Below are 25,648 nucleotides of genomic sequence, written 5' to 3'. Positions count from 1 at the left end.
CGCTTTTCCCCCCGCGGGTGCGTGGGGGTGCCCTGCCTCAGCCCATCGCCCCCCGCCCCAGGGCAGGAAACCCCCACCCCCGGGTACCCGCAAGGACATGACGACCCCCGACGTGGACCTCACCGTCCCCACCCCTGGGCACCACCCCCTGCGCGACCGCGTCCTCGCTCTGGACTGCCGTCTCTTCGAGGCCGTCGCCGCCCGGCACTGGCCCGGTGCCGACCCGCTGCTGCCCCGGCTGAGCCGCGGCGCGAACCACGGCGGGCTGTGGTTCGCCGCGGCGGCCGCGATGGTCGCGGCCCGCACGCCGAGGAGCCGGCGCGCCGCGGCGCGAGGGCTCGCCTCGCTCTGCCTCGCCTCGCTGACGATCAACACCTTCGGCAAGCGCACGGTCCGCCGCCCCCGCCCGGTGCTGGACCCGGTCCCGCTGGTCCGGCAGTTGAGGCGTCAGCCGATCACCACGTCCTTCCCGTCCGGGCACGCCGCGTCGGCCGCCGCGTTCGCGGCCGGTGTCGCCCTGGAGTCCCCGGCCTGGGGCGCGGCCGTCGCCCCGGTGGCCGCCGCGGTCGCCCTCTCCCGTGTCTACACCGGCGTGCACTTCCCGAGCGACGTCGTGGCGGGCGCGGCGCTGGGTGTGGGGGCCGCGTTCGCCGTCCGGGGCATGGTGCCGTCGCGGTCCCAGTCGGTCCCGTCGGCCCGGCCCCGCGCCGAGGTCCCGGCGCTGCCCGACGGCGAGGGTCTGGTGCTCGTGGCGAACACCGCTGCGGGGACCGCCGAGCGTGCCCGTGCCCTGCGGGACGCGCTGCCGCGCGCCGAGGTCGTCGAGTGCGAACCCGCCGACGTGGCGGCGGAGTTGGAGAAGGCCGCGGCCCGTGCGCGGGTCCTCGGCGTGTGCGGTGGCGACGGCACGGTGAACGCCGCCGCCCGCATCGCCCTGCGGCACGACGTGCCCCTCGCGGTGCTGCCCGGCGGCACCCTCAATCACTTCGCCTACGACCTCGGGGTGGAGGACGTACGGGACCTGGCGCGGGCCCTGCGGCAGGGCGACGCCGTACGCGTCGACGTGGGCCGGTTCACCAGCGGCGACCAGCAGGGCGTCTTCCTCAACACCTGCAGCCTGGGCGTGTACCCCGAGCTGGTACGTGAGCGGGACCGCTGGTCGCACCGGATCGGCGGCTGGCCGGCCGGGGTGTTCGCGGCCCTGCGGGTGCTGCGGGCCGGCCAGCACCCGCTGGAGGCCGAGTTCCAGGGCCGTGCGCATCCCTTGTGGCTGCTGTTCGCCGGCAACGGCACGTATCACCGCATGGGGCTGGCGCCCGGCCGGCGGCTGGACCTCGCGGACGGGCAGCTCGACGTGCGGGTGGTGCACGGCGGCCGGCGGCCGGCCGTGCGTCTGCTCGCCGCGGCCCTGGCCGGACCGCTGACCCGCTCCCCCGCCCACGCCGCGGTCCAGGTGGGGCGTCTGCGTCTGGACCACGTGGCGCCGGGCACGCTCCTCGCCTACGACGGTGAAGTCACCGAGGTGGAAGGGCGGGTGACGCTGGAGAAGCTGCCCGAGGCGCTGACCGTGTACCGGCCCATCACCACGGCCTGACAGACTGTCAGTCCGTATCGTGAGACTTGGGTCTCATCATTCGGCATGCGTGCGTACGGTGAGGGCATCCCGGGCCGGACGAGAAGGGGTGGGCAGCATGCCGAAACCGCAGGAGACCGCCGTCTACACGCATGGGCACCACGAGTCGGTGCTGCGCTCGCACACCTGGCGGACCGCCGCCAACTCGGCGGCGTATCTCCTCGGCTCCCTGAAGCCTCACATGCGGATCCTGGACATCGGGTGCGGGCCGGGGACCATCACCGCCGATCTGGCCGAGCTGGTTCCCGACGGGCAGGTCACGGGCGTGGACCGCGCCCCGGAGATCCTGGAGCAGGCCCGGAGCACGGCCGCCGGGCGGGGGCTCGGCAACGTCGGCTTCGCGGTCGCCGACGTGCACGCCCTGGACTTCCCGGACGACACGTTCTGCGTGGTGCACGCCCATCAGGTGCTCCAGCACGTGGGCGACCCCGTGCAGGCGCTGCGGGAGATGAAGCGGGTCACCAGGCCGGGCGGCCTCGTCGCCGTGCGCGACTCGGACTACGCCGCCATGACCTGGTATCCGGCGTCCCGGGGGATGGACGACTGGCTCGATCTGTACCGCCGGGTGGCCCGGGCCAACGGCGGCGAGCCGGACGCCGGGCGGCGGCTGAAGTCCTGGGCGCTGCGGGCCGGGCTGACGGACATCACGGCCACCTCCGGCACCTGGACCTTCTCGGCACCCGAGGAGCGGGCGTGGTGGAGCGGCCTGTGGGCGGATCGCACGGTGGCGTCGGCGTATGCGCGGCTGGCCGTGGAGGGCGGGCACGCGACCGAGGAGCGGCTGCGGGCGGTGGCCGAGGCCTGGCGGGAGTGGGGCGGGCGGGAGGACGGCTGGTTCAGTGTGCTGCACGGCGAAATTCTCTGCCGCAAGGAAGCCTGATCCGCCGTTTTCGGGAAACTCGGAAAGCAGGAGGTTCAACTATGGTTCCCATCCTGCTCGTGCTTCTTCTGGCGGTGATTCTCTTCGGCGCCGGATTCGCAGTGGAAGCGCTTTGGTGGATCGCGTTGGCGGTTCTTGTCGTGTGGCTGCTGGGATTCTTCTTCCACGGCCCGACCGCGACCGGAGGCAGGGGCCGCTGGTACAGGTGGTAAGTCAAACGGAAGTCATCGGTTAACCGGAAACGCCCGGGGCATCACTCCCGGGGCAGCAGAGGTCCGAGCGGCCCGAGGTCCAGATTCAGGTCCTCGGGCCGCAGTCCGTAGCGCTCACGCAGCTCCGTCATGCGGTCGTCGAGCAGCATCAGGGTGAGCCCGATGCGTTCCTCCTGCTCCTCGCTCAGGTCTCCCTCGTCGAACCGGCGCAGCGCCTGGCGTTCCATGAGCTGGCGCAGCAGCTCGACGACGGTCAGGACCAGCTTGACCAGGTCGCGTTCGACGGTGTCGGGTTCGAGGTCGAGTCGGTTGCGTGGGGTCACGAAAGCTCTCCGAAGGGCGAGGGCACGTTCGCGTTCACCGAGCTGATGAGCGCGTTGAGGTCGATACGGACCAGGTCGACGTCCGCGATGCGCAACGTGATGTCCCCCGTGATGACGACGCCGCCGGCGAGCAGCCGGTCCAGCAGGTCCACGAGGGCGACCTCACGGCGTTCGACGACGGTCACTGCTTCTTCTCCCCCTCGGTGGTCTCCTCATCGGTGGTCTCCTCACCGGCGAACGAATAGGCCGCCCACGGCCCGGTGAGTTCGACGCGTATTCCGGGCGCCTCGTCCTTCGTCCGGTCCACCATTTCCACGAATTCCTCGGAACGCCCGCGCGGCACGAGATAGGCGGCGTTGAGGACGTTCCGTCCGGCGGCGCCGGAAAGCGCGGGGTTCTGCGGTGCGTGCAGCCGGGAATCCTCGGCGAACGAGGACAGTGTTTCGTGCAGGCGGCTCGCGAATCGCTCGGCCCTCTGCCACATTTCCTCGTGCGATTTGGTCTGCATGCGCCGCTGCCGCAGATAGTCGCGGCCCGATGCGGGCTTCTGGGCGGGCCGGGCGCTGTCCGACGGCGACGGCTCGGCCTCGACGTACACCTTGACGCCCCACTCCACGCGGCCCTCCAGCCGGTCGAGGGTGCGCCGGAAGTCCTCCTCGCGGGCCTCGATCATCGTCCGGACGCCGCTGTCGTCCCGGAAGACGGTGCCGAGCCGCAGCGGCAGCGGGGTCGTGACCGTGGTGAGCGCGTCGATCACGCCCTGGTGGGCGCGGGCGGTCGCGGTCAGCCAGTCGAGGTCCTCCAGGTGGGCGTGGAGCGGTTCCTCCGCGAAGTCCCGCTCCGGCACATGGCTGACGACGGCGACGAGGTCGTGGTGGTGCAGCAGCCGGGGCGGGTCGCCCGCCACCCCCGTCAGCTCGGCCTGGAGCGGCGTGCCGAAGGGGCGGCAGACGGCATAGACGTACCGCAGTCCGCTCATGATGCCTCCTCCTGTGCGCGGCCGGGCTCCAGTTCCTCCAGCCGGGCCAGCCGCTCGCGCAACTCGCTGTTCTCCCGGGCCAGTTCGTCACGGCGGGCCCGGGAGGACAGCGCGGGGTCGGTCTCCCACCAGTCGATGCCCATCTCCTTCGCCTTGTCGACGGAGGCGACGATCAGGCGCAGCTTGATGGTGAGGAGTTCGATGTCGAGCAGGTTGATGCGGATGTCCCCCGCGATGACGATCCCCTTGTCGAGCACGCGCTCCAGGATGTCGGCGAGGTTGGCGCCGCTGCCCTGGCTGTACGGCTCGGGGAGCCGGCTGGACATCGTCATCGCCGGCTCCCTCCTTCGGCGTACTCCTCCTCGTACTCGGCCTCGGGCTCGTACGCCCCCTCGTCCTGCTCTTCGTCTTCCTTGTCGTCCCGGGGTTCGTACTCGGCCTCGTCTTCGTACTCGTCCTCGGGTACCGCTTCTTCCTCTTCTTCCTCCGGCTCCTCCGCCTCGTACTCGCCCTCCTCCGCCTCGTACTCGCCCTCCTCGGGCTCCGCCTCACCCTCGGGGCGCTCGTCCTCGCCCTCCTCCTCGGCGAGCGCGTCCTCGTGGCTGCGGACGACCTCGCCGTCGCGGATCTCGCCGCGCCAGCCGTCCTCCGCCTCGCCCTTGAGGGTGACGAAGCGGGCGAAGTTCTTCAGGTCGAGCCGGGCCCGACGGCCCTGGGCGCGCCAGATGTTGCCGGTCTTCTCGAACAAGCCCGTGGGGTAGTACTCGATGACCAGCAGCACGCGGGTGAGGTTGTCCGCGAGCCGGTGGAAGGTGACCACGCCCTTCGTCGTGCCCTTGGCGCCCTCCGACGTCCAGGCGATGCGGTCGTCGGGCACCTGTTCGGTGGTGGTCGCCTTCCAGCTGCGGTTGGACCAGAAGACCTTCAGCTGCCAGTCCGAGTGCGTGTCGTCGGCGCGGTCCGCGCTCTTGACGCCCTTGGCGAAGGTGCTGAAGTCCTGGTACTGGGTATACTGGTCGTACGCCGTGCGCAGCGGCACGCCGACGTCGATGTGCTCGATGATGACCGTGGGCTTCTTGCCCGCCCCACGCTTGCCCTTGCCGTTGCCCTTGCCGCCGCCCAGGTTCTTCAGGGCACCGAGGACGTTGTCCTTGGCGTGCGAGGCGCCGGACTCCAGGGCCGAGCGCACCGGGCCCTTGCCCTCGGAGAGCTTGCGGCCGGTGTCGAGGGCGAGTTGCGCGAAGCCGGGGCTGTTTCCCTCGGCGATGTCGTTGAGCCGGGCCGTGGTCTGTCCGAGCTTGCGGCCGAAGCCGACCAGCAGGCGCGTGACCTGGGCGGCGAGGTACTCCTGCAGTTCGGCCTTGAGCCGGTCGGCGGCCTCGCTGTGGGCCACGTCGGTGAGCGGGTTCTTCGTGGCCGCTCCGCGCGCCGCGGAGGCCGTCGATCCGAGGGTCTCCGTCATCGCTCACCGCCTCCCTTCGGCAGCCGGGCCCGGGTGCCGGCGCTCGTGGCCGCGGTCGCCTTCTTCCCGGCGGGCTTTCCGGCGGCCTTCCTGGCCGTCGTCTTCTTCGCCGCCGTCTTCTTGGCCGCCGCCGTCTCCTTGGCGGGGGCCTGCTGCTGCGCCGCCTTCTTCGCGGGCGCCTTCTTGGCGGCCTTGCGTGCGGTGCCCTTCGGCGGAGCCTTCTTCGCCGGCTCCTCGTCCGCTTCCGGCTCCTGCTCCTCGGCCTCCACGTCGTCCGGCTCGGCGGCCTCGGGCTCCTCGCCCTCCGGCTCCTCCTCGTCGGCTTCCTCCTCGCCCGCACCGCGGGCCGACGCGCCGGGCACGACGCCCGCCAGCTGGTCGCGGACCTGGGCGGTACGGCCCTGCAGCCGGTCGGCGATGGCGCTGATCCGCCGTTCGACCATGGCGCCGGAGGCGGCCTTGCCGACACCGCGCAGGTCCTCGCGCAGCTGGTCCCCGATCTCCTTGACCTGCGGGTTGTTCCGCAGCTGCTGGGACATCAGGTCCGCGACGGCCTTCGGACTCAGGTTCATCCGCTTCCCGGCGACGAGCCCGCCGACGGCGACCGCCAGTTTCAGTTTCCTCGTCCGTCCGAGGACGTATCCGGCCCCTATGGCGAGGCCCAGTCCCACTCGGTTCATCGTGCCGTCCCGTTGCCCGTTCCCGCGCTTCTGCGCGAAGCGATCTCCAACCGGTCGAGGAGTTCGTCCTCGATGCGGTCGAACTCCTCCTCCGTGATTTCTCCGGCCTCCAACCGCTCCTCGAGCCGGCCCAGTTCGGCCCGCACCGTGCCGGGGTCGTAGTAGATCCGTTCGGCCTCCTGGACCACCTGTCTGATGGCCCAGGCGCTGCCGCGCACCGGGGCGAACGGCAGCAGCAGCACCTCAGAGATCAGGCCCACGTCCTCACCCCGCTCCGGTGCCCGCGCCGCCGCCGGCCGTGGTGCCCGCCGGCTCGGCGGGGCCGGGCTCGACGAAGCTGTACGGCGGCAGCGGGCCGTTGACCCGCACCTCCAGGTGTGGCATGTCCTTGCGGGCCTGCTCCACGGCGGCCAGGAAGTTCTCGGCCGAGCCGCGGTCCACCAGGAACGAGACGTTGGCCAGCCAGCCGGTGGACTCGGGTCCCACGCTGACGGCCTCGGCGACCGGCTCCAGGGCGCGCTCCAGGGTGGTGGCGTCGTCGGCCTCCTTGGCCTTCACCGCGGCCGCGACCATCTCGCCGAGCCGCAGCTTGTCCTCGTAACTGCCGCCGCCCGCCTGCCGGTTGGCCTCCGCGAGCGAGCGGATCTCCGGGCTCTCGGCCATCACCTGGTGCAGGACGGCCTCTTCGACGTGGTTGGCCTTGATGTTGTACTCGACGCGGCCGTCCAGCGCCCGCAGGCGTTCCTTGTAGTGCTCGACGCGCTCGGCGAGCACCCCGGTGACCGCCTTGTCGTCGGGGGCGATGCTGCCGAACCGCATGGGCAGCACGCAGCCGGCGGCGCCCGCCTCGCTGAGGACGTTCTGGTGGGCGAGCAGGTCCTTGCGCTTGGGACGCAGCCCCTCGGGCGCGTCGCTGACGACGGCCGCCAGTTCGCCCTCCCTGAGGATGCGCACCGGGCGCGGCGGGTCACCGACGCCGCCCATACCCTCGGGAAGCGAGGGATGCGAGCTCGCCGTGATGCCGTAGACGTACGTGCTCACTCCTGCTCCTCCTTCCGGCGCGCCGACGTGGTCTTGCGGGCACGCGGGCGGGACTCGGCCTCGCGCTCGGAGCCCTCGTCACGGGCCTGCTTGAAGGCGTCGGAGATGGTCTGCGCGGCGCCCGACAGCGCTCCCTTGGACTTGCCGCGCGCACCCGACTCGGTGATCTCGCCGACCATGTCGGGCAGGCCCGGGCTCTTGCGCGGCCCGGCCTCCAGGTCGAGCCGGTTGCACGCCTCGGCGAAGCGCAGATAGGTGTCGACGCTGGCCACGACGACGCGGACGTCGATCTTCAGGATCTCGATGCCGACCAGGGAAACGCGCACGAACGCGTCGATCACGAGCCCCCTGTCCAGTACAAGTTCGAGCACGTCGTAGAGGCCGCTGCTGCCGCCTCCGCCGCCGGTCTGCTGTGCCGGTACGACAGTCATGCCGGCTGTTCCTCCTCTTTGTCCGGGGATGTGGGCTCTTTGTCCGGGATCCGGTCGGGCGGCCTAGTGGCCGCCGGGCCTGCGCGCGTCGGACCGTCCGCGCTCGTAGCGCCGGACGCGCCGGTAGCCGGTGAGCTGTCCCTGCGGATCGAGTTCCACCTGGTAGCTCGCCATCAGGCTCATCGTGTCCGGCACGCGCGGGAGTTCGAGGACCTCGACCTCCAGCGACCAGCCCTCCTCCGTCTGTTCGAAGGACGACACGGATTCGGCGGCCATGCCGGTGAGCTCCGCGAGCTGACTGCGCGCCTGGCGCAGCACCTCCATGGGGCTCGGCCGGTCTTCCGCCGTGTGGCTGCCTTCCGATGTGTCAGATTTTTGGGGTTTCTGCGAGCCTTGTGGCTCTTGGGTGTTCTTTGTGTTCGACATGGTCCCCCTTCGTGTGGCCGCAAGTGTGTTCGTCAAACCTCCGCGGTGGCACTCATCTGCCCCGCCCCTGCTCAGCGGCCCGGAGTGAACCGGTCAGCCGCGCAGGGCGTTCAGTCGCCGCCGCGCGGGGGCCAGGGAGCGGCCGCGGTTCATCAGGCCGGACCAGGGGTTGGTGCGGGCCTGCTCGACGGCGTCGGCGATGGTCCAGCGGCGGGCGTGCAGCTCGGGGTCGTCCAGCTGGTCCCACGAGACGGGGGTGGCGACGGGAGCGCCGGGGCGGGCTCGGACGGTGTAGGGGGCCACCGCGGTCTGCGCGTAGGCGTTGCGCTGCACGTCCAGGTAGAGCCGGTCGCCGCGGTCCTTCTTACGGGCGGCGGTGGTGAGCCGGTCGGGGTGGGCGTCGGCGAGGGTTTCGGCGACGTCCCGGGCGAAGGCCCGTACCTCGTCGAAGTCGTGGTGGCCGCCCAGCGGGACGATCACGTGCAGGCCGCGCGAACCGGTGGTCATCAGCGCCGACGGCAGGTTCAGTTCGTCGAGGAGTTCACCGAGCAGCCGGGCCGCCTCGCGGACCGCCGCGAAGTCGTCGCCCGCCGGGTCGAGATCGAAGACCATCCGGTCGGGCCGGTGGACGCGGCCGGTGCGGGACAGCCAGCGGTGCAGGGTGAGGCTCGCCTGGTCGACGAGGTAGAGGAGGGTGGCCGTGTCGTCGCAGACGGTGTGGCAGACGGTGCCGCCCTCCTTCGGCAGCTCGACGCGGGTGATCCACTCCGGGTAGTTCTCCGGGGTGTTCTTCTGCATGAACCGCGGGCCGTCGATGCCGTCCGGGTGCCGCTCGAGCATCAGCGGGCGGCCCCGCAGATGCGGCAGCATGAACGGGGCGACGGCCCGGTGGTAGTCGACGAGGTCGCCCTTGGTGTACTCCTTGGCGTCCCCGCTGCCGGGGAAGAGCACCTTGTCCGGCCGGTGGAGGCGCACCGTGCGCCGGCCGGCCCGCACCGTCCGCGCCGCCGCGTCCGCGCTCACGGCACGACCGCCTCCTCCACCAGCAGCCGCCCGGCCGCCGCAATCGACTCGGCGTCGATGCCCGCGGCGTGCAGCTGCTCGGCCGGGGACGCCGAGCCCGGCATCGTACGGACCGCGAGGCGCGCCAGACGGGGTACGGGCCGCCCGTCGAGGAAGGCCTCGAGGACCGCGTCCCCGATGCCGCCCTCGGGGTGGTGGTCCTCCACGGTGATCAGGCAGCCGGTGTCCTCGGCGGCCTGGCGCAGGGTGGCCCGGTCGACGGGCTTGACGGAGTACAGGTCGATCACCCGGACCGCGATGCCCTCCCGGTCGAGGGCGTCGGCGGCGGCCAGCGCCTCGTGCACGGTGACGCCCGCCGCGACGAGGGTCATCCGGTCCCGGTCCGAGGAGCGCAGCACCTTGCTCCCGCCGACCGGGAAGTCCTCGTCGGGGCCGTAGATCACCGGGCTCTCGCCGCGCGAGGTGCGCAGGTAGCGGATGCCCTCCAGGCCCGCCATCGCGCCGATGAGCTGTGCCGTCTGGTTGGCGTCGCACGGGTACAGCACGGTCGACCCGTGCACCGCCCGCATCATCGCCAGGTCCTCCAGACCCATCTGGCTGGGCCCGTCCTGGCCGATCGCGACGCCGGCGTGCGAGCCGACGAGGTTGATGCCGGAGCCGCTGATCGACGCCATGCGCACGAAGTCGTACGCACGGGTGAGGAAGGCGGCGAAGGTGGCGGCGTACGGCACCCAGCCGCGTGCCGCGAGTCCCACCGCAGCGGCGACCATCTGCTGCTCGGCGATGTAGCACTCGAAGTAGCGGTCGGGATGCTCCTTGGCGAAGAGCTCGGCGCGTGTGGAGTCGCCGACCTCGCCGTCGAGGGCGACGATGTCGCCGCGCCCGGTGCCGAGGGCGGCCAGCGCCTGCCCGAAGGCGTTGCGGGTGGCCACCTCCTCGCCCTTCTCCCACCGGGGAAGGTCGAAGCGGCCGGTGTGCACGGCGTGCAGCATGCGGGCGGCCGGCGGCTCGTGCACCTGGACGCGCAGGTCGCGGGGGCCGCCGAGTTCGGTGATCGCCTCGTCTGCGTTCTTCAGCGGCTTGCCGTGCAGGCCCTCGCGGTCCTCGACGTCCGTGACGCCCTTGCCCTTGAGGGTGCGGGCGAGGATCGCGGTGGGCTGGCCCTTGGTGGACAGGGCCTCGCCGTAGGCGCGGTCGATCGCGTCGACGTCGTGGCCGTCGATCTCGATCGTGTGCCAGCCGAAGGCCTGGAAGCGGCGGGCGTAGGCGTGGAGGTCGTGGCCGTGCCGGGTGGGGCCGCGCTGGCCGAGCCGGTTGACGTCCACGATCGCCGTGAGGTTGTCCAGGTGCTCGTACGCGGCGTGCTCGGCGGCCTCCCACACCGATCCCTCGGCCAGCTCGCTGTCCCCGCACAGCACCCACACGCGGTACCCGGTGCGGTCCAGCCGCCGGCCGGCCAGGGCGATGCCGACGCCGACCGGCAGCCCCTGTCCGAGCGAGCCGGTGGCGGTCTCGACCCACGGCAGCCGCTGCGGTGTGGGGTGCCCTTCGAGGCGGCTGCCGAGCTTGCGGAAGGTCAGCAGCTCCTCGTCGTCGATGGCGCCGGCCGCCTTGTACGCGGCGTACAGCAGGGGCGAGGCGTGTCCCTTGGACAGCACGAAGCGGTCGTTGGCGGGGTGGGCGGGGCGGTCGAAGTCGTAGCGGAGGTGGTGCGCGAGGAGGACGGCCATCAGGTCCGCGGCGGACATCGAGGACGTGGGATGCCCGGAGCCCGCGGCGGCGGCGGCGCGGACGCTGTCCACGCGCAACTGCCGGCCGAGGTCGACGAGTTCACCGGTGTTCATGAGTCTCCTTCGGCGGGGTCGTCGGATGCGTCGGGTCGCTTGACGGGGCCGGGGGCGGCGTCGGAGCCGGGGGGTGGCTGGTCCGCCGGTGGCCGGGGGGTGGGTCGGGCCTCGCGGGGCCCGGCGCCCGGCTGCTTCTGTGCGGGTTCGCCGCCGGGCTGGTTCTTGGCGGGCTCACCGCCGGGCTGGTTCTTCGCGGGCTCGCCCCCGGGCTGGTTCTTGGCGGGCTCACCCCCGGGCTGGCTCTTCGCGGCCTCACCGCCGGGCTGGCTCTTCGCGGCCTCACCGCCGGGCTGGGCCTTCGCGGCCTCACCCCGGGGCTGGTTCTTCGCCGGCTCGCCCCCGGGCCGGGCCTTCGCGGCCTCACCGCCCGACCGGCTCTTCGCGGCCTCACCACCCGACCGGCTCCGCGCGGGCTCGTCGCCCGTGTCCGCCAGGGTCGCGGCTCCCGGTCCCGAGCGGGATCCCGCCCGCCGCCGCGCCTCCGGACCGGCCACCACCTGGCCCAGTTCCCGGCCGCCCGCGTCGCGCTGCCCCGCCTCGCCCGGCTCGCCCCGCCGACCGGGGCCGCCCGGCACCCGCGCGAGCTCCGGCGAGGAGGTGTCCAGCGGCACCGACCAGGACCGTACGAGCCCCAACTGCACGGCCTGCCGCGGCAGTACGGCGTCCAGGAGCCAGTCGGCGGCGACCCGGACGCGATTGCCGGGCATGGCGGCGAGGTGGTAGCCCCGGGTGACGGCGCCCGCCGCCACACCGGACAGGGGCACGCCGAGCGGGTTGGCGGCGGCCTTCACGCCGCCCAGGTCCACGACGAAGCCCAGGTCGCGGTGGCGGTAGGGCCGCAGCTCGCCGTCCCCCCGGCCGAGCGACGCGGCGACGTTCAGCGCCGCGACCTTGCCCTGCCGCCAGGCGTGCTGCGCGGTCATCGGCGTGTAGTTGCCCGGCTTCTCCAGATCGGGCACGGCGGCGGCGTCCCCGCACGCGAACACCTCGGGCCTGCCCGGGACTTGGAGGTGCGGATCGACCAGCAGCCGACCCCGTTCCAGGGGCAGTCCGAGTGACTCGGCGAGCGGATCGGGCCGTACGCCCACGCACCACACCAGCGTGCGGGTCTCGACGAACTCGCCGTCGGTCAGCAGGACTCCGTCGTGCGTGGCCTCCTTCACGGAGGTCCCCATCCGCACGTCGACGCCCCGCTCCCGCAGCACGCGGTCGGCGGTGGCGGAGAGCTTCTCGTCCATCTCGGGCAGCACGCGCGGCGCGACGTCCAGCAGCATCCAGCGCGGCCGCATGCCCTGCCGCAGCGGGTGCTTGCGGACCTGCGCGTCGGTGAACAGCTGCCCGTGCGCGGCGACCTCGGTGCCGGTGTACCCGGCGCCGACCACGACGAAGGTGCACCGGGCCGCGCAGCTCTTGGGATCGTCGGCGGCGGCCGCCAGCTCCACCTGCCGGGTGACGTGGTCGCGCAGGTACAGCGCCTCGGGCAGGCCGCGGAAACCGTGCGCGTGCTCGGCGACACCGGGAATCGGCAGCAGCTTGTTGACGCTGCCGGCGGCCAGCACCAGCCGGTCGTAGGCCAGCGTGCCGCCGCCGCCCTCGGGGTCGGTGTAGTGCACGGTGCGCCCGTCGAGGTCGATGCGGTCGGCCTCGCCCAGCACCAGCCGTACGTGCGGCAGGGTGCCGGAGAGGGAGACCGTGACCCGGCGCGGCTCCAGGATGCCGGCGGCGACCTGGGGCAGCAGGGGCAGGTACAGGAAGTAGTCGGTCGGGTTGAGCAGGGTGATGTCGGCCTTGCCGCGGGTGAGCTTGGACAGGGTGCGGGCCGTCCGGTACCCGGCGAAGCCGGCTCCGACGATCACGATGCGGGGTCGACTCACGGTTCGCCTCCGGCGCTGTTCGCGTGGCTCGGGAGCCTTCCGCGTCCCCCTGGTCAGGACACCCAAACGTGCGCCGGCCGCCGGGGCACCGGTGTCCGCCGGTTTCCGGCCCGGCCCCCGGGTACCCGGAGCCGGATACGAACCACCCACGTCTCGGAGGCCCACCCCCCATGCCCGAGTACGGCTATTTCCTCTCGTGCGAGCAGTACGGTCCCGCCGAGCTGATCGAGCAGGCGCGCATGGCCGAGCAGGCCGGCTTCCAGGCGCTGTGGATCAGCGACCACTACCACCCGTGGAACGACGAGCAGGGCCAGAGCCCGTTCGTGTGGTCGGTGATCGGCGCGCTGTCGGAGGCGGTGTCGCTGCCCATCGAGACGGCGGTGACCTGCCCGACCGTGCGGATGCACCCGGCGGTGGTGGCGCAGGCCGCGGCGACCAGCGCGGTGATGACGAACGGCCGCTTCCGCCTCGGCGTCGGCTCGGGCGAGGCGCTCAACGAGCACATCCTCGGCGACCACTGGCCGCCCGCGCACGTACGGCTGGAGATGCTGGAGGAGGCCATCCAGGTGATGCGCCGCCTGTTCACCGGCGAGGAGGTCAACCACCACGGCCCGCACTACACCGTGGAGAACGCCCGCCTGTACACCGTCCCCGACGAGCCGATCCCGATCGACATCTCCGGCTTCGGCCCCGCGGCGACCCAGTTGGCCTCCCGCGTCGGCGACGGCTACATCACGGTCATGCCGGACGCCTCGATGGTCGAGCAGTACCGCAAGGGCGGGGGCGGCGGAAAGCCCGTCAGCGGCGGCACCAAGGTCTGCTACGGCACCGACAGGGACGAGTGCGTACGGACCGTCCACCGGCTCTGGGCGAACGAGCTGCTGCCCGGCGAGCTCGGCCAGGTGCTGCCCTCACCGAAGCACTTCGAGCAGGCGCAGCAGCTGGTCACCGAGGACATGGTGCGCCAGAACCGGGTGTGCGGCGACGACGTGGAGGAGCACATCGCCGAGCTGAAGCAGTTCGCCGACGCCGGCTTCGACGTCGTCTACGTCAACCAGATCGGCCCCGACCTGCGCGGCTTCTTCGACTTCTACCGCACGAAGGTGCTGCCCCAGCTCCAGCGGCACGGCTGACGGAAGGCCGGGCGGACGATGAAGCTGCGCCGACCCGTGGTGTCCGTGTACACGGTGCCGACCGACGCCCCCGAGGCGGACGGCACACTGGCCTGGAACGCCACCACCGTCGTGATCTGCGAGGTGGCGGCGGGGGACGCCACCGGCACGGGCTGGACGTACGGCCCGGCCGCCGTCGGCGACTTCCTCACCGGGCACCTCGCCCCGCTCGTCGAGGGCATGAGCGCCCTGGACATCCCGGCCGTGCACGACGTCATGTGCCGCTCGGCGCGCAACGCGGGCCGCCCCGGCATCGCGTCCGGCGCGATCTCGGCGGTGGACATCGCCCTGTGGGACCTCAAGGCCCGGCTCCTGGAACTCCCCCTGGCACGGCTGCTGGGCGCCCGCCGGGAACGCGTCCGGGTCTACGGCAGCGGGGGCTTCACGACGTACCACGACACGCACCTGGCCGCGCAGCTGAACGGCTGGGTGCACGGGCAGCACATCCCGCGCGTCAAGATCAAGATCGGGGAGAGCTGGGGGCGCGAGGTCCTGCGCGACCTGCACCGGGTCCGGGCGGCCCGGCACATCATCGGCGACCGGGCCGAGTTGTACGTCGACGCCAACGGCGCCTACACCCGCAAGCAGGCGGTGCGCGTCGGGCACGCGCTGGCCGAGCACGGGGTCGGCTGGTTCGAGGAGCCGGTGTCCTCCGACGACCTGACGGGGCTGCGACTGGTCCGCGACGCCCTGGTGTGCGACGTGACGGCCGGTGAGTACGGCTTCGACCTGCCGTACTTCGCCCGCATGATCACGGCGGGGGCGGTGGACTGTCTCCAGATCGACGCGACGCGCTGCGGCGGCCTCACCGAGTTCCTGCGCGCGGCCGCCCTGGCCCACGCGCACGGCCTGGAGGTCTCCACGCACTGCGCCCCGCACGCCCACGCGGCGGCCGCCGCCACGATCCCCAACCTGCGGCACATCGAGTGGTTCCACGACCACGTCCGCATCGAGGACATGTTCTTCGACGGCGCCCTGGACCCCGCGGGCGGCACGGTCCACCCCACGCAGGGCGTCGGCCACGGGCTGACGCTGCGGGCGGAGGAGGTGGAGGAGTACCGCGTCGCCTAGCGGCGAGCCGGGCCGGGCGGGCCCTGACGGCGGGCCGGCCGGATCAGCCGGTGTGCGGCCAGTGCGCCGGCGCCGACCGTGAGGGCCGCGCCCATCCGCCCCCGGTTCCGCGACACCCAGTCCTGCGGGCTGTCGTCGACGGCCTCGTCGTCGAAACGCCCGTGCGCGCCATAGTCGTGGCCGTGCGGACCGTCCGCCGGCGCCCACAGGTTCCCCGGCCCGGCGTGCTCGCCCTCGTCCTGCTGGGAGTCGAACCCCGTACGGGCCAAGTAGCGGTCCAGCAGCCCGGGGCCGACCGCGTTCGCGATCAGCGTGGCCACCGTCGAGCCGCCCACCCGGTACTCCCGGCGCCGCCCGTGCCCGGCCGCGTGCACGATCGCCCGTGCCGCGACCTCCGGCTGGTAGACGGGCGCGACGGGCCGGGCCCGGCCCGGCATCCGGTTCAGCACCCAGTCGAACTGCGGGGTGTTGACCGCCGGCAGCTGCACCATCGTCGTCCGGACACCGCTGCGCGCGTGCAGCAGCTCGCAGCGCAGCGACTCGTTGAAGCCCTGGATCGCGTGCTTGGCCCCGCAGTACGCGGACTGCAGCGGAATCCCGCGGTAGGCGAGCGCGGAACCGACCTGCACGATCGTGCCGCGGTCGCGCGGCAGCATGTGCCGCAGGGCCGCCCGGGTGCCGAACACACAGCCCAGATACGTCACTTCGGTCACCCGGCGGAACTCGTCCGGGGTGATCTCCGTGAACGGCGCGAAGACCCCGGCGAAGGCGTTGTTGACCCATACGTCGATCCGGCCGAAGGTGTCGGCGACCTTCTGGGCGGCGTCGTCGACGGCCTTGGCGTCGGCGACGTCCGCGGGGACGACGAGCGCCTCACCGCCGGCGCGCTGCACCTCGTCCGCCGCCGCGGCCAGTCCCTCGCGGCCCCGGGCCAGCAGGGCGACCCGGTCGCCCCGGGCGGCGAAGGCCCGGGCCGTGGCCCGCCCCACACCGCCGCTGGCCCCGGTGACGACCACGACCCTGCCGTGCCTCGGCAGCGGTTTCGTCCAGGCCTTGCGCACCACTGGTCACGCCCGGTGGTGCGGTGCTTCGGGGTCGTCGTGCGGCCGTGGCGGCACGGTGCCCGGGGCGGGCGGGGCGGGCGGCACCGGCGGGTACGCGATGCCGGCCGGTGCCCCGGCGGACGGGACGGCCGTACCGGTGTCCTGGGCCGTGGCCGGGCCGGCCGCGCACTCGGGGGCCGGCCGGGAGGCGGACGGCCGGGCCGCGCCGCGCAGCACATAGGCGACGACGCCCAGGATCGCGGCGGTGATCAGCGCGGCGGCCCAGTCGGGCAGAGCGAGGGCCAGGGCCAGGCCGACGGCGAGTGCGAGGGCCGCGCCCGCGTACAGGGCGAGCGCGCCGGACGCGGCGTACAGCATGGCCGTGCGGCGCTGCTTGCGCGTCTGCTCGCGTAGTTCGTCCCGGACGGTCTCGCGCGCCACCTGCGCCAGCTCGTCGACCAGATGCTTGTCCAGATGCTCCAGGTGATCCAAGCGCTCCATGGCCGCCGGGTACCCGGGCCCCCTGCCGCGTAACGCCCGCCGCCACGGCTGCCCGCCCGCCGCACCCTGCCACGGGCGCAGCCCACCCGACCGACACGCACGTCGACTTCGCGCACTTCGACCGGGTCGCCGACCGCGGGAGGCTGGAGAACCCGGCCCGCGACCGGGCCCGGGACGTCGTACGCAGGGCCATGGGCTGATCCGCGCATCGGCCCGCGCCGGCGGCCGGGACGGGAGATCGAGGAGACGGTGAAGATCGTCCGGATGGATCTCCTGCCCCGGCCGTCGCAACTAGGCTCCTCCGTATGGAGATTCTCGGTGCCACACTGCGCGTCTGCGTCGACGACCTCGAGACCGCGATCCCCTTCTACGAGCGGCTCGCGGGCGGCAGAGCCCTCCGCTTCGAACGCGGCGGCGTCCAGGTCGCCGCGGTCGGCTGCTTCCTGCTGATGAGCGGTCCCGCGAGCGCGCTGGAGCTGCTGCGCAAGGTCGCGGCGACCATCGCCGTCCAGGACGTCGAGGAGACACACCACGTGCTCACCGAGCTGGGCGCCGACATCATCGCCGGCCCGCTGCCGACGCAGGTGGGCCGCAACCTGATCGCGCGGCATCCGGACGGGACGGTGTACGAGTACGTGGACCGCCGCGCCTGAGCCGTCAGGGCCCGCAGGGTCCCCCGAAGGCCGGCACGGCACTCACCCGGTCCTTCACCTGCGGAGCATCTCGACGGTGATCGCCCAGCGCTCGTGGTCCCGCCACGCCCCGTCGATGAAGAGCATGTCCGGGGAGAAGCCCTCCAGGCGGAACCCGCAGCTGCGGGCCAGGGCGATCGACGCGGCGTTGGCGGGCTGCACGTTGATCTCGAGCCGGTGCAGCCGCATCGGCCCGAAGGCGTGGCGCACCACGAGGTCGAGGCCCTCGCGCATCAACCCGCGGCCCGCCGCGTGCGCGAAGGCGCCGTAGCCCAGCGTCCCGCACTGGAAGCCGCCCTCGACGATGTTGTTGATGTTGATGAACCCGGCGATGGCGCCGGGCCGGGCGGCCCGGGCGTCCTTCTCGCAGACCAGGAACCCGGCCTTGGTCGGGTCCTCGATCAGCCGGCCCGCGTACGCGGCGTACGCCTGGGCGGTGTCCGGCGGGAACAGCCACGGGTGGTGCAGGTCCTTGCTCTCCCGGACGCGGGCGGTGAACTCCGCACCGTCCTCGTAGGTGAAATGGCGTATGCCGACCCGGGGGCCTTCGGCGAGGTAACGGGAAGCGTTGTCAGGCACGCCGCCACCCTACGACGTGCCTGACGTGCCGGTTCATGAAAGCGGCCCCTCCGGGTGACTCACCGGCCGGCGACCGGCAACTGGAGCACCCCGGTGTCCTGCGGCGCGCTGACCACGGTCACCGGCTTGATCCCCCGGTTGCCGAAGTAGGCGTCGTCGCTCGCCGCGATCACGAACCGCAGCCGGTGGCCCTTGTCGAACCGGTGCACGATCCCGGGCAGGGTGACGGTGAAGCGCCGGGTCACGTCGGGCACACGGACCGGTGCCACCAGGCGCCGCGCCAGGGTCTGGGTGCCGTCGGGGGCCACGTCGTAGAGCTTGGCGAACAGGACGAGCTTGTCGGCGGCGTCGCCCGAGGCCTGCGTCCGCTCGGCCGCCGGGGAGACGACCTTGAGGGTGACCCGGGGTGCGCCCACGACGTCGAGGGCGCTGCCCAGCGGCGCGCTGGTCCAGCCGAGGTGGGTGCCCTTCCGGTCGTACGGCGCCGGGTCCGGCAGTCCGAGGATCCCGGCGAAGGAGCTCTCCGAATGGCTCGTCGGCACCAGCAGGTTGGTGTAGGAGCGGCTGCCCCGGACCACCTCGCTTCGGTCGTCGACGAGTGTGCCGTCGCCGGAGAGGTACAGCTTGAGGTCGGGGGACGGGAGGCGGTCGGCGGTGGCGTACGTGCGCTCCGGGTCGGTGATCCAGTCGCGGTGGTAGGCGAAGGCCGGTCCCGTGTCGACGCCGGTCCGCCCCCGCAGGTGGCGGTCGAACCAGGCGAGGACACGCCGCCCGACGTAGCTGGTCTCAAGGTTGCCCTGGGACAGGTCGAGTTCACCGGCGGTCATCCCGCCGCTGTGGCCCCACGACTGCCAGATCATCTTGGTGGGGGTGCCCTGGGCCCTGAGCGTCCGGTACGTCGCCGTGGCCTCGTTGAGGTTGAACAGGGTGTCCGCCTGGCCCTGGACCAGGAGGGTGGGGGCCTTGACGCGGCTCAGGTACGACACGGGGGACACGCTGCGTGCGTAGGCCAGCAGTTCGGCGGTACGGCCGGCCGGGTAGCGGCCGGAGTTGAGGGTGCGGACGGTCTCGCAGGCCCGGGTGACGAAGTGCAGGCAGTCGATGGAGTTGATGCGGGAGGGGTCGATGTTCGGCTGGGTCAGCGGCTGGCTCTCGCCGATGAGGTAGAAGCCGTTGGTCCACTGCCACTTGAAGGCGCCGGGGACGTTCTTGCCGCCGGCGGCGTTGTTGGGGTCGAGCGAGTACGCCAGATCGTGCCAGGTGATCATCGGGACGAGCGCGTCGACGCGGTGGTCGACAGCGGCCGTCGCCAGCTGGATGGCGCCCCCGTAGGAGCCGCCGATCATGCCGGCGCGCGGGTCGCCGGGGCCGTCGCGCGTGACGAAGTCGGCCGTGGTGCCGTCGTCGGCGGCCCGCTTGCCGCCGAGGAAGTCGACGAGCTGGGCGGCGGCGACGCCGTCGACGGCCGGGTCGTCGAGGGAGATGAGGCAGCCGGAGCGGCCGAAGCCCAGGCCGGAGTAGACGAGGGAGACGTAGCCGCGCCGGGCGAAGGCCTTGCCGATGGCGTCGGTGGAGCCGTCGGACTTGCTGCCGCCGAAGCCGTTGGTGGCCAGTACGGCTGGTGCCGGACGGGCACGGTCCACGCCCGCGGGCCGGTACAGGTCGGCGTCGACGGTGCAGACGCGGCCGCCCGCCCGGACGGTGAACGTGAGCGGGGTGACGGTGTACGGGACGGTGGTCGCGGCGGCGGGGGCGGTGAAGGCGAGGGGCGCGATGAGGGCGGCGCAGACGGCGAGGGCGAGCGGGGCGCGAGATCTGGGCACGCGTCGGGACACATGGACCTCCACACTGAGGACGACCCGAATACCGGCCAGTAGGTACTGGCCGGTCTCATGCTGTGACACGTGTCAGGCGGGGTCAATCACCGCACCCGGGGTTTCTTGACGGACATTCAGTGAAGCTCTGCCCGTGCCCTGTTGGGGTGGGATCAGCGGAGCGCGGGTTCGTCGAGGGTCAACGTGCCCGCGTCGGCGTCCAGTTGGGCCGCGAGACCGAAGGGGATCGTGAGCGCCCCGTCGCAGTGCCCGAAGCCGACGTCCTCCACGACGGGCACGCCGAGGCCGCCGAGCCGGTCGGTGAGCAGCGCGCGGACCCGCTCGTACGGGTCGCACTGCTCCCACGAGCCCAGCAGCACCCCGCGGACCCCGTCGAGCCAGCCGGCCCGCAGGAGTTGGGTGAGGTAGCGGTCGAGCCGGTACGTCTCCTCCCCCACGTCCTCCAGGCACAGCAGGCCGCCGCGGGCGGAGGGACGGGCGTGCGGGGTGCCCAGGTCGGCGGCGAGCAGGCTCAGGCAGCCGCCGAGCGTGACGCCCCGGGACCGCCCGGGGACCAGCGCGGTGCCCGCGGGGAGGGTGCGGACCGTCTCCGGGGCGAAGAGGGTGGCCTTCAGGTGCTCCTGGGCCCGGGCGTGCTTGATGAAGTCGACGCCCGCCGCCATCGGCCCGTGCAGCGTGGCCAGGCCCAGCCGGGTGGCGAACGCCTCGTGCAGCGCGGTGATGTCGCTGAACCCGACGAACACCTTCGGCCCGGCCGCCCGCATCGCCGTCCAGTCGAGCAGGTCGACGATCCGCTGCGCACCGTATCCGCCCCGGGCGCACAGCACGGCGTCGACGGACGGGTCGCACCAGGCGTGCTGCAGATCGGCGGCCCGGTCGGCGTCCGTGCCCGCGAGGTAGTCGAACGCGCCGTGCCGGTCCAGGACATGGGGCGCCACCACCGGGTCGAGGTCCCAGCCGCGCAGCACGTCGAGCCCGGCCTGAAGCCGCTCCTCGGGTACGGGCCCACTGGGCGCGACGACGGCCACGCGGGCGCCCGGGGCGAGTCGGGGCGGTCGTACCAGCTGTCTCACTTGACCAGCTCCAACGTGGGGACACCGGGCGGATTGAGCCGGAACACCTGCGCGTACAGGGAGAGTTCGGCTTCGAGTGCGCGCACCATGGTCTCGGCCCGGCGGAAGCCGTGCCCCTCGCCCTCGAAGGTGAGGTAGGCGTGCGGCACCCGGCGGCCGGTGAGCCGGGTCAGGAAGCGCTCGCACTGGGCGGGCGGGCAGATCACGTCGTCCAGGCCCTGGAGCAGCAGGAAGGGCGCGGTGAGGCGGTCGGCGTGCGCGGCGGGCGAGCGCTCCGCGTACCGCGCGGGCACCTCGGCGAGCGGCCCGATCAGGGTCTCCAGGTACTGCGACTCGAAGTCGTGGGTCTCGCCCGAGCCCCAGCCGGTGAGGTCGAGGACGGGGTACTTGATCGTGCCGCAGGCGTAGACGTCGGTCGTGGTGAGGGAGGCGGCGGCGGTCCAGCCGCCCGCGCTGCCGCCGCGGACGGCGAGCCGTGCCCGGTCGGCGGTGCCCTCGTCGGCCAGGGCCTGCGCGACGGCGGCGCAGTCCTCGACGTCGACGACGCCCCACTGTTCGCGCAGCCGGTTGCGGTAGGCGCGGCCGTACCCGGTGGAGCCGCCGTAGTCGACCTCGGCGACGCCGATGCCGCGCGAGGTGAAGTAGGCGATCTCCAGGTCGAGCACGAGCGGTGCCCGGCTGGTGGGCCCGCCGTGCGCCCAGATGACGTAGGGCGGCAGCTCGTCGTCGCGCGCGACGCAGTCCGGGTGGTGCGGCGGGTAGACGTGCGCGTGGATCTCGCGGCCGTCCGGCCCGGTGAAGGTGCGGATCTGCGGTTCCGGGTAGTACGCCGGGTCCACCGCGTCGTCGTGCTCTGCGCCGATCACCCGGGCGTGGCCGGTACGGGCGTCCAGCTCCACCACCTCGTACGCGCTGCGCGGGCTGGCGCCGACGGCGACGACGCGTTCGCCGTGCACGGCGAGGGTGGGCGCGAACTCGGTCCAGGGACCGGCCGCGTCGACGAGCTCACCGGTCTCGGGATCCAGTATCCCGAGTACGGTCGTCCCCCGACCGTGGACGACGGCGATCAGTCCGTTCTCCAACGGGGCGAACCATCTCAGGCCGATGTTCCACAGCGGCCCGCCGAACTCCTCCTCGCGCAGGCACACGGGTTCGCCGTCGCGGTACAGGTTCCACCAGCCCGTACGGTCGCTCGTATACAGGAGACGGCCGTCTGTCGACCAGTCGGCTTGTGCGATGGACTCCTCCGGTCCGCCGGCCACCGTGCGTGCGCCGCGCAGGGTGCCGTCGGCGCCGGCCTCGGCGACGAGGAGTTCGGTGCCGTCCCACGGCATGCGCGGGTGGTCCCAGGCCAGCCAGGCCGCGCGCCGCCCGTCGGGCGAGAGCCGCGGCCCGGTCACGAACCGGTGCCGGGCGTCGGTGAGTTCGCGCACGGCGTCCCGGTCCCGGGCGGCGGAGCCGTCCAGGGGTACGGCGGCGAGGACGCGGCGCACGTCGGTGGGTCCGTCGCCGGTGAACTCCTCCAGCACGCACCACACTTCACCCAGTTCCAGGCGCAGCAGCGGCTCGGCCCAGCGCAGGCCGCCGCCGACCGGGGACACGGGGGTCAGCGGGCGCGGTGCGCCGCCCGGCGCGTACCGGTACAGCCGCTGGTCGGCGAAGTTCACGAAGACGACGAGCGGTTCACCGTCGACCACGGTCCCGGCCCAGGGCTGTCCGCCGTACTCGATGACCCGGCTGCGCACGTTCCACGGCGCGGGAAGCACCGACTCCTCGCCGCCGTCGGCACGGCGCCGCACCAGGGTGCGCCGGCCGCCCTCGGTGGGCCGGGACTCGGTCCACCACACCTCGTCGCCGACGAAGCCCACGAACTCGGGGTGCCCGTCGTGGGCGGCGGCCAGGGCCGCGTCGATGGGTGAGGGCCACGCACCGTACGGCAGGGTCCGCACGTCTTCCCCCTTCGTCTAGGCCGTGCGCAGGAACCGGTCGAGTACGCGGACGCCGAAGTGCAGTGCCTCGACGGGCACGCGCTCGTCCACGCCGTGGAAGAGGGCCCCGTAGTCGAAGCCCACCGGCAGCTTCAGCGGCGTGAATCCGTAGCCGGTGATGCCGAGGCGGGAGAACTGCTTGGCGTCCGTGCCGCCGGGCATGCAGAACGGCACGACATGCCCCTCGGGCGCGAACTCCTCGACCGCCGCCCGCATCCGCGCGAACGTCGCCGAGTCCACCGGCGCCTGAAGGGCCACCTCCCGGTGGTGGAACTCCCACTCCACGTCCGGCCCGGTGAGCCGGTCCAGGGTCGCGCAAAACTCGTCCTCGGTGCCGGGCAGACAGCGGCCGTCCACGTAGGCCACGGCCTCCCCCGGAATCACGTTGATCTTGTAACCGGCGTCCAGCATGGTCGGGTTGGCGCTGTTGCGGACGGTGGACCCGACGAGCTGCGCGGCCGGGCCGAGCTTGTCCAGCAGGGCGTCGACGTCGGTCAGGTCGGTCTCGATGCCGTACAGTGCGGCGAGTTCGGTGAGGGCCGCGCGCACGGTCGGGGTCAGCCGCGGCGGCCACTCGTGCTCGCCGATCCGGGTGATCGCGGCCGCCAGCCGGGTCACCGCGTTGTCCCGGTTGACCTTGGAGCCGTGCCCGGCCCGCCCGCGCGCGGTGAGCTTCAGCCAGGCCGTGCCGCGCTCCCCGGCCGCGATCGGGTAGATCTGCCGCCCGCTTCCGTCGTGGAAGGTGAAGGCGCCGGACTCGCTGATGCCCTCGGTGCAGCCCTCGAACAGCGCGGCGTGCTCGTCGGCGAGGAATCCGGAGCCGTCCTCGGCGCTGGCCTCCTCGTCCGCGGTGAAGGCGATCACGACGTCCCGCCGGGGCCTGAGGCCCTGCCGTGTCCAGGCCCGCACCACGGCGAGGATCATCGCGTCCATGTTCTTCATGTCGACCGCGCCGCGCCCCCACACGACCCCGTCGCGGATCTCACCGGAGAACGGGTGCACGCTCCAGTCGGCGGCCTCGGCGGGTACGACGTCCAGGTGACCGTGCAGGAGCAGCGCGTCGGCCGAGGGATCGCTGCCCTCGACGCGGGCGACGACGTTGGTCCGTCCCTCGGTGCGCTCCAGCAGCACCGGCTCCAGCCCCGCCTCCGCGAGCCGCGCGGCGGCGTACTCGGCGGCGGGCCGCTCCCGGCAGTCGCCGCCGCCCCGGTTGGTGGTGTCGATGCGGATGAGGTCGGAGGTGAACCTCACGACCTCGTCCAGTGCCTGCGCGTCCACTTGTTCCGCTTGCTCGGCCTGCTCAGCCATACTCCTCCTCCACCGCGGCGCCGACGATCGTGGTGACCGCCTTGAAGGTGCGGATCCCCTCGTACATGGTGGCGCTGGTGTAGGCCACCTTCCGCTCTCCGATCCGGTCCACACCCGGCACGACGGTGGCGGCCATCGCCAGGTGCTCGGCGTCGAACTCCACGGCGACGGTGAAGGGCCCTGCCTGGCCGGGTTCCTGTCGCACCGCCAGCCCGGCAGCCTCCTTGGCCGCCGCCCGGATCTCGGCGGCGGTCCTGGCCGGCGTCCGGCACACCGCCGCGTACCGCGATACGTGGTCCTTGACCGCGACCTTCAGCGCCCCGGGCGCGTATCCGAGGGCGTCCTCGCAGGCCACGTCGTCCCCGGTGACCAGGATGACGGGCACCCCGAACTCGGCGACGACGTGCGCGTTGAGCAGTCCCTCGCTGGCCCGTACGTCGTTCAGCCAGACCCCGGTGACGGAGTTGGCGAGGTAGGTGTGGGCGAGGACGCCCTCCATGCCGGCGCCCGCGTGGTAGCCGAGGAACGCGATGCCGTCCACGTCGCCGTGCTGCACGCCCTCCACCATGGACAGCGCCTTGTGCCGGCCGGTCAGCAGCCGGGCCCGTTCGTCCAGCCGCTCCAGCAGCAGATTGCGCATGGTCCAGTGCGCCTCGTTGATGAGGACCTCGTCGGCGCCGCCGTCGAAGAAGCCCAGCACGGCGGCGTTCACGTCCGAGGTGAACATCGCCCGGCACCGCTCCCACTGCGGCGTCCCCGGCAGCACGTCGGCCGGCCAGGTCACGCCGGTGGCCCCCTCCATGTCGGCGCTGATGAGGATCTTCATGGTGCTTCACACTACGCGTCGGCGAGGGGACTTCCTACGGGACGGAGAGGAGGTTGAGCCCTTTTTCCCGGACCTCGGCACCGCGCAGACCAGGCGCCGGAGGCCCCGGCCAAGATCGTGGGAGGACCTGGGAGTCCGGCGAGGCGCCGCCGACGTGCCGGGCGCCGGCCGCGGGACCGTGCGCGGCCCGGCCCTTCGCGTCAGGACCGGTGCGGCCCTCCGGGCCGTCGGCGGCATGGCCGGCGAAGCCGGGGCACTCGGTCGCCATGGGCACGGCTGTCCCGCACCAGGGCTCAGCCGCGCCGGAGCCGACGGTGGAAGCCGTTCCGGGAAGGACGTACCGACATGATCACACCCGAGCACGTGAAAGATCTGCTGGAGTCCGATGCCGGGAACCCGACCTTGGTCGTCGTCGCCGGCGCCGCCGAGGTCGTCCCGGCGTCGGCGCTGGACACCGACCGGTACCGAGGGGCCTTGGAGGTCGTCTCCCGAAAGGATCTCCTCGCCCAGCTCAGTACCGGCACAGCGTCCCGGCACGATCTGGAGGAGATGGCCGCTCGTCTGGACGGCACCGTGACACGGCTCGGCGCCTGAGGACCGCCGAGGGCAACCGACGGGGGCAACCGGCGGGACAACCTACGAGGGCAGGCGACGAGGGCAGGCGGATCGGGCAGCCCGCGCTGATCAGCCGTCCAGGCCCATCACCTTGCGGACGGCGTCGCGGGTCCGGTCGATCACGGCCGCCACGG

The 25,648-nt window shown here is 72.9% G+C and carries 28 protein-coding genes; 7 read left to right on the top strand and 21 right to left on the bottom strand.

Annotation, left to right across the window (positions count from 1 at the left end; genetic code table 11):
• The first annotated feature begins 97 nt into the window (after nt 1–97).
• The 3 genes from ACYVMZ_RS35370 to ACYVMZ_RS35360 all read left to right on the top strand — a co-directional run bounded on the left by ACYVMZ_RS35370 (nt 98) and on the right by ACYVMZ_RS35360 (nt 2,725).
• On the top strand, nt 98–1,594 hold the full coding sequence (locus ACYVMZ_RS35370) for a bifunctional phosphatase PAP2/diacylglycerol kinase family protein (protein ID WP_461086976.1): 1,497 nt from the start codon (nt 98–100) through the stop codon (nt 1,592–1,594).
• Between the two features lie 97 nt (nt 1,595–1,691).
• The gene (locus ACYVMZ_RS35365; RefSeq protein ID WP_461086975.1) at nt 1,692–2,513 is read left to right on the top strand and encodes a class I SAM-dependent methyltransferase; all 822 of its coding nucleotides are present in this window, start codon (nt 1,692–1,694) and stop codon (nt 2,511–2,513) included.
• Between the two features lie 41 nt (nt 2,514–2,554).
• On the top strand, nt 2,555–2,725 hold the full coding sequence (locus ACYVMZ_RS35360; RefSeq protein ID WP_461086974.1) for a hydrophobic protein: 171 nt from the start codon (nt 2,555–2,557) through the stop codon (nt 2,723–2,725).
• Between the two features lie 41 nt (nt 2,726–2,766).
• On the opposite strand, the gene ACYVMZ_RS35355 is transcribed toward ACYVMZ_RS35360, so the two are convergent.
• From ACYVMZ_RS35355 to ACYVMZ_RS35295, 13 genes are all read right to left on the bottom strand, one after another.
• A complete protein-coding gene (locus tag ACYVMZ_RS35355) occupies nt 2,767–3,048 on the bottom strand; it encodes a gas vesicle protein K (protein WP_461086973.1) in 282 nt (93 codons plus the stop codon).
• Nucleotides 3,045–3,233, bottom strand: a complete 189-nt coding sequence (locus tag ACYVMZ_RS35350) for a gas vesicle protein (RefSeq protein ID WP_461086972.1) — start codon at nt 3,231–3,233, stop codon at nt 3,045–3,047. Before ACYVMZ_RS35350 ends, ACYVMZ_RS35355 begins: the two co-directional genes overlap by 4 nt.
• A complete protein-coding gene (locus tag ACYVMZ_RS35345) occupies nt 3,230–4,027 on the bottom strand; it encodes a GvpL/GvpF family gas vesicle protein (protein WP_461086971.1) in 798 nt (265 codons plus the stop codon). Before ACYVMZ_RS35345 ends, ACYVMZ_RS35350 begins: the two co-directional genes overlap by 4 nt.
• On the bottom strand, nt 4,024–4,359 hold the full coding sequence (locus ACYVMZ_RS35340; RefSeq protein ID WP_461086970.1) for a gas vesicle protein: 336 nt from the start codon (nt 4,357–4,359) through the stop codon (nt 4,024–4,026). The genes ACYVMZ_RS35345 and ACYVMZ_RS35340 overlap by 4 nt, the downstream gene beginning before the upstream one ends.
• Entirely contained in the window at nt 4,356–5,489 is a 1,134-nt protein-coding gene (locus ACYVMZ_RS35335) for an SRPBCC family protein (RefSeq protein ID WP_461086969.1), read from the bottom strand. Before ACYVMZ_RS35335 ends, ACYVMZ_RS35340 begins: the two co-directional genes overlap by 4 nt.
• A complete protein-coding gene (locus ACYVMZ_RS35330) occupies nt 5,486–6,169 on the bottom strand; it encodes a DNA primase (RefSeq protein WP_461086968.1) in 684 nt (227 codons plus the stop codon). The genes ACYVMZ_RS35335 and ACYVMZ_RS35330 overlap by 4 nt, the downstream gene beginning before the upstream one ends.
• Nucleotides 6,166–6,429, bottom strand: coding sequence for a gas vesicle protein GvpG (locus tag ACYVMZ_RS35325; protein ID WP_461086967.1), 264 nt, complete (start codon nt 6,427–6,429; stop codon nt 6,166–6,168). The genes ACYVMZ_RS35330 and ACYVMZ_RS35325 overlap by 4 nt, the downstream gene beginning before the upstream one ends.
• 4 nt (nt 6,430–6,433) lie before the next feature.
• Nucleotides 6,434–7,210 (bottom strand): GvpL/GvpF family gas vesicle protein, encoded by a 777-nt coding sequence (locus ACYVMZ_RS35320; RefSeq protein WP_461086966.1) that lies wholly within the window; start codon nt 7,208–7,210, stop codon nt 6,434–6,436.
• Nucleotides 7,207–7,641, bottom strand: a complete 435-nt coding sequence (locus tag ACYVMZ_RS35315; protein WP_461086965.1) for a gas vesicle structural protein GvpA — start codon at nt 7,639–7,641, stop codon at nt 7,207–7,209. Before ACYVMZ_RS35315 ends, ACYVMZ_RS35320 begins: the two co-directional genes overlap by 4 nt.
• Before the next feature lie 63 nt (nt 7,642–7,704).
• Nucleotides 7,705–8,067 (bottom strand): gas vesicle protein GvpO, encoded by a 363-nt coding sequence (locus tag ACYVMZ_RS35310; RefSeq protein WP_461086964.1) that lies wholly within the window; start codon nt 8,065–8,067, stop codon nt 7,705–7,707.
• A 93-nt stretch (nt 8,068–8,160) separates the two neighbouring features.
• Nucleotides 8,161–9,090, bottom strand: a complete 930-nt coding sequence (ligD, locus tag ACYVMZ_RS35305; RefSeq protein ID WP_461086963.1) for a non-homologous end-joining DNA ligase — start codon at nt 9,088–9,090, stop codon at nt 8,161–8,163.
• On the bottom strand, nt 9,087–10,934 hold the full coding sequence (locus tag ACYVMZ_RS35300) for a transketolase (RefSeq protein ID WP_461086962.1): 1,848 nt from the start codon (nt 10,932–10,934) through the stop codon (nt 9,087–9,089). The genes ligD and ACYVMZ_RS35300 overlap by 4 nt, the downstream gene beginning before the upstream one ends.
• Nucleotides 10,931–12,811 carry an NAD(P)/FAD-dependent oxidoreductase gene (locus ACYVMZ_RS35295; protein ID WP_461086961.1) on the bottom strand — a complete coding sequence of 627 codons (1,881 nt, stop codon included), beginning with the start codon at nt 12,809–12,811 and terminating at the stop codon, nt 10,931–10,933. The genes ACYVMZ_RS35300 and ACYVMZ_RS35295 overlap by 4 nt, the downstream gene beginning before the upstream one ends.
• 170 nt (nt 12,812–12,981) lie before the next feature.
• Between ACYVMZ_RS35295 and ACYVMZ_RS35290 the strand changes: the two genes are divergently transcribed.
• Entirely contained in the window at nt 12,982–13,944 is a 963-nt protein-coding gene (locus ACYVMZ_RS35290) for an LLM class F420-dependent oxidoreductase (protein WP_461086960.1), read from the top strand.
• 18 nt (nt 13,945–13,962) lie between these two features.
• Complete coding sequence (locus ACYVMZ_RS35285; protein ID WP_461086959.1) at nt 13,963–15,054, top strand: enolase C-terminal domain-like protein; 1,092 nt, start codon at nt 13,963–13,965, stop codon at nt 15,052–15,054.
• On the opposite strand, the gene ACYVMZ_RS35280 is transcribed toward ACYVMZ_RS35285, so the two are convergent.
• Nucleotides 15,051–16,115: an SDR family oxidoreductase gene (locus ACYVMZ_RS35280; protein WP_461087007.1), complete on the bottom strand. Its 1,065-nt coding sequence runs from the start codon at nt 16,113–16,115 to the stop codon at nt 15,051–15,053. The genes ACYVMZ_RS35285 and ACYVMZ_RS35280 overlap by 4 nt on opposite strands.
• 6 nt (nt 16,116–16,121) lie before the next feature.
• Nucleotides 16,122–16,598 (bottom strand): phage holin family protein, encoded by a 477-nt coding sequence (locus ACYVMZ_RS35275; RefSeq protein ID WP_461086958.1) that lies wholly within the window; start codon nt 16,596–16,598, stop codon nt 16,122–16,124.
• A 305-nt stretch (nt 16,599–16,903) separates the two neighbouring features.
• Here ACYVMZ_RS35275 and ACYVMZ_RS35270 point away from each other — a divergent pair, with 305 nt between their 5' ends.
• Nucleotides 16,904–17,251, top strand: a complete 348-nt coding sequence (locus tag ACYVMZ_RS35270) for a VOC family protein (protein ID WP_461086957.1) — start codon at nt 16,904–16,906, stop codon at nt 17,249–17,251.
• Between the two features lie 54 nt (nt 17,252–17,305).
• Here the strand turns inward: ACYVMZ_RS35270 and ACYVMZ_RS35265 are convergent, their stop codons facing one another.
• The 6 genes from ACYVMZ_RS35265 to ACYVMZ_RS35240 form a co-directional block, all read right to left on the bottom strand.
• The gene (locus tag ACYVMZ_RS35265) at nt 17,306–17,869 is read right to left on the bottom strand and encodes a GNAT family N-acetyltransferase (protein ID WP_461086956.1); all 564 of its coding nucleotides are present in this window, start codon (nt 17,867–17,869) and stop codon (nt 17,306–17,308) included.
• A gap of 59 nt (nt 17,870–17,928) precedes the next feature.
• On the bottom strand, nt 17,929–19,716 hold the full coding sequence (locus ACYVMZ_RS35260) for a CocE/NonD family hydrolase (protein WP_461087006.1): 1,788 nt from the start codon (nt 19,714–19,716) through the stop codon (nt 17,929–17,931).
• A gap of 140 nt (nt 19,717–19,856) precedes the next feature.
• Complete coding sequence (locus tag ACYVMZ_RS35255) at nt 19,857–20,777, bottom strand: S66 peptidase family protein (protein ID WP_461086955.1); 921 nt, start codon at nt 20,775–20,777, stop codon at nt 19,857–19,859.
• Nucleotides 20,774–22,726 carry a prolyl oligopeptidase family serine peptidase gene (locus ACYVMZ_RS35250; protein ID WP_461086954.1) on the bottom strand — a complete coding sequence of 651 codons (1,953 nt, stop codon included), beginning with the start codon at nt 22,724–22,726 and terminating at the stop codon, nt 20,774–20,776. The genes ACYVMZ_RS35255 and ACYVMZ_RS35250 overlap by 4 nt, the downstream gene beginning before the upstream one ends.
• A gap of 15 nt (nt 22,727–22,741) precedes the next feature.
• A complete protein-coding gene (locus tag ACYVMZ_RS35245) occupies nt 22,742–24,073 on the bottom strand; it encodes a M20/M25/M40 family metallo-hydrolase (RefSeq protein ID WP_461086953.1) in 1,332 nt (443 codons plus the stop codon).
• The gene (locus ACYVMZ_RS35240) at nt 24,066–24,899 is read right to left on the bottom strand and encodes a M55 family metallopeptidase (protein WP_461086952.1); all 834 of its coding nucleotides are present in this window, start codon (nt 24,897–24,899) and stop codon (nt 24,066–24,068) included. The genes ACYVMZ_RS35245 and ACYVMZ_RS35240 overlap by 8 nt, the downstream gene beginning before the upstream one ends.
• Before the next feature lie 345 nt (nt 24,900–25,244).
• Between ACYVMZ_RS35240 and ACYVMZ_RS35235 the strand changes: the two genes are divergently transcribed.
• Nucleotides 25,245–25,493: a hypothetical protein gene (locus ACYVMZ_RS35235; RefSeq protein WP_461086951.1), complete on the top strand. Its 249-nt coding sequence runs from the start codon at nt 25,245–25,247 to the stop codon at nt 25,491–25,493.
• Nucleotides 25,494–25,648: the final 155 nt, after the last annotated feature.

This window comes from Streptomyces deserti (assembly GCF_054782695.1).
Note: the sequence above shows the minus strand (reverse complement) of the source record. Positions and strands in the feature narration are given on the sequence as shown.

What these genes read in the sequence shown, in the direction of transcription:
- ACYVMZ_RS35245 (WP_461086953.1), bottom strand. Translation starts at nt 24,073, where the DNA reads ATGGCTGAGCAGGCCGAGCAAGCGGAACAAGTGGACGCGCAGGCACTG.
- ACYVMZ_RS35360 (WP_461086974.1), top strand. Translation starts at nt 2,555, where the DNA reads ATGGTTCCCATCCTGCTCGTGCTTCTTCTGGCGGTGATTCTCTTCGGC.
- ACYVMZ_RS35235 (WP_461086951.1), top strand. Translation starts at nt 25,245, where the DNA reads ATGATCACACCCGAGCACGTGAAAGATCTGCTGGAGTCCGATGCCGGG.
- ACYVMZ_RS35275 (WP_461086958.1), bottom strand. Translation starts at nt 16,598, where the DNA reads ATGGAGCGCTTGGATCACCTGGAGCATCTGGACAAGCATCTGGTCGAC.
- ACYVMZ_RS35335 (WP_461086969.1), bottom strand. Translation starts at nt 5,489, where the DNA reads ATGACGGAGACCCTCGGATCGACGGCCTCCGCGGCGCGCGGAGCGGCC.
- ACYVMZ_RS35300 (WP_461086962.1), bottom strand. Translation starts at nt 10,934, where the DNA reads ATGAACACCGGTGAACTCGTCGACCTCGGCCGGCAGTTGCGCGTGGAC.
- ACYVMZ_RS35330 (WP_461086968.1), bottom strand. Translation starts at nt 6,169, where the DNA reads ATGAACCGAGTGGGACTGGGCCTCGCCATAGGGGCCGGATACGTCCTC.
- ACYVMZ_RS35240 (WP_461086952.1), bottom strand. Translation starts at nt 24,899, where the DNA reads ATGAAGATCCTCATCAGCGCCGACATGGAGGGGGCCACCGGCGTGACC.
- ACYVMZ_RS35290 (WP_461086960.1), top strand. Translation starts at nt 12,982, where the DNA reads ATGCCCGAGTACGGCTATTTCCTCTCGTGCGAGCAGTACGGTCCCGCC.
- ACYVMZ_RS35285 (WP_461086959.1), top strand. Translation starts at nt 13,963, where the DNA reads ATGAAGCTGCGCCGACCCGTGGTGTCCGTGTACACGGTGCCGACCGAC.
- ACYVMZ_RS35315 (WP_461086965.1), bottom strand. Translation starts at nt 7,641, where the DNA reads ATGACTGTCGTACCGGCACAGCAGACCGGCGGCGGAGGCGGCAGCAGC.
- ACYVMZ_RS35270 (WP_461086957.1), top strand. Translation starts at nt 16,904, where the DNA reads ATGGAGATTCTCGGTGCCACACTGCGCGTCTGCGTCGACGACCTCGAG.
- ACYVMZ_RS35310 (WP_461086964.1), bottom strand. Translation starts at nt 8,067, where the DNA reads ATGTCGAACACAAAGAACACCCAAGAGCCACAAGGCTCGCAGAAACCC.
- ACYVMZ_RS35345 (WP_461086971.1), bottom strand. Translation starts at nt 4,027, where the DNA reads ATGAGCGGACTGCGGTACGTCTATGCCGTCTGCCGCCCCTTCGGCACG.
- ACYVMZ_RS35370 (WP_461086976.1), top strand. Translation starts at nt 98, where the DNA reads ATGACGACCCCCGACGTGGACCTCACCGTCCCCACCCCTGGGCACCAC.
- ACYVMZ_RS35365 (WP_461086975.1), top strand. Translation starts at nt 1,692, where the DNA reads ATGCCGAAACCGCAGGAGACCGCCGTCTACACGCATGGGCACCACGAG.
- ACYVMZ_RS35340 (WP_461086970.1), bottom strand. Translation starts at nt 4,359, where the DNA reads ATGACGATGTCCAGCCGGCTCCCCGAGCCGTACAGCCAGGGCAGCGGC.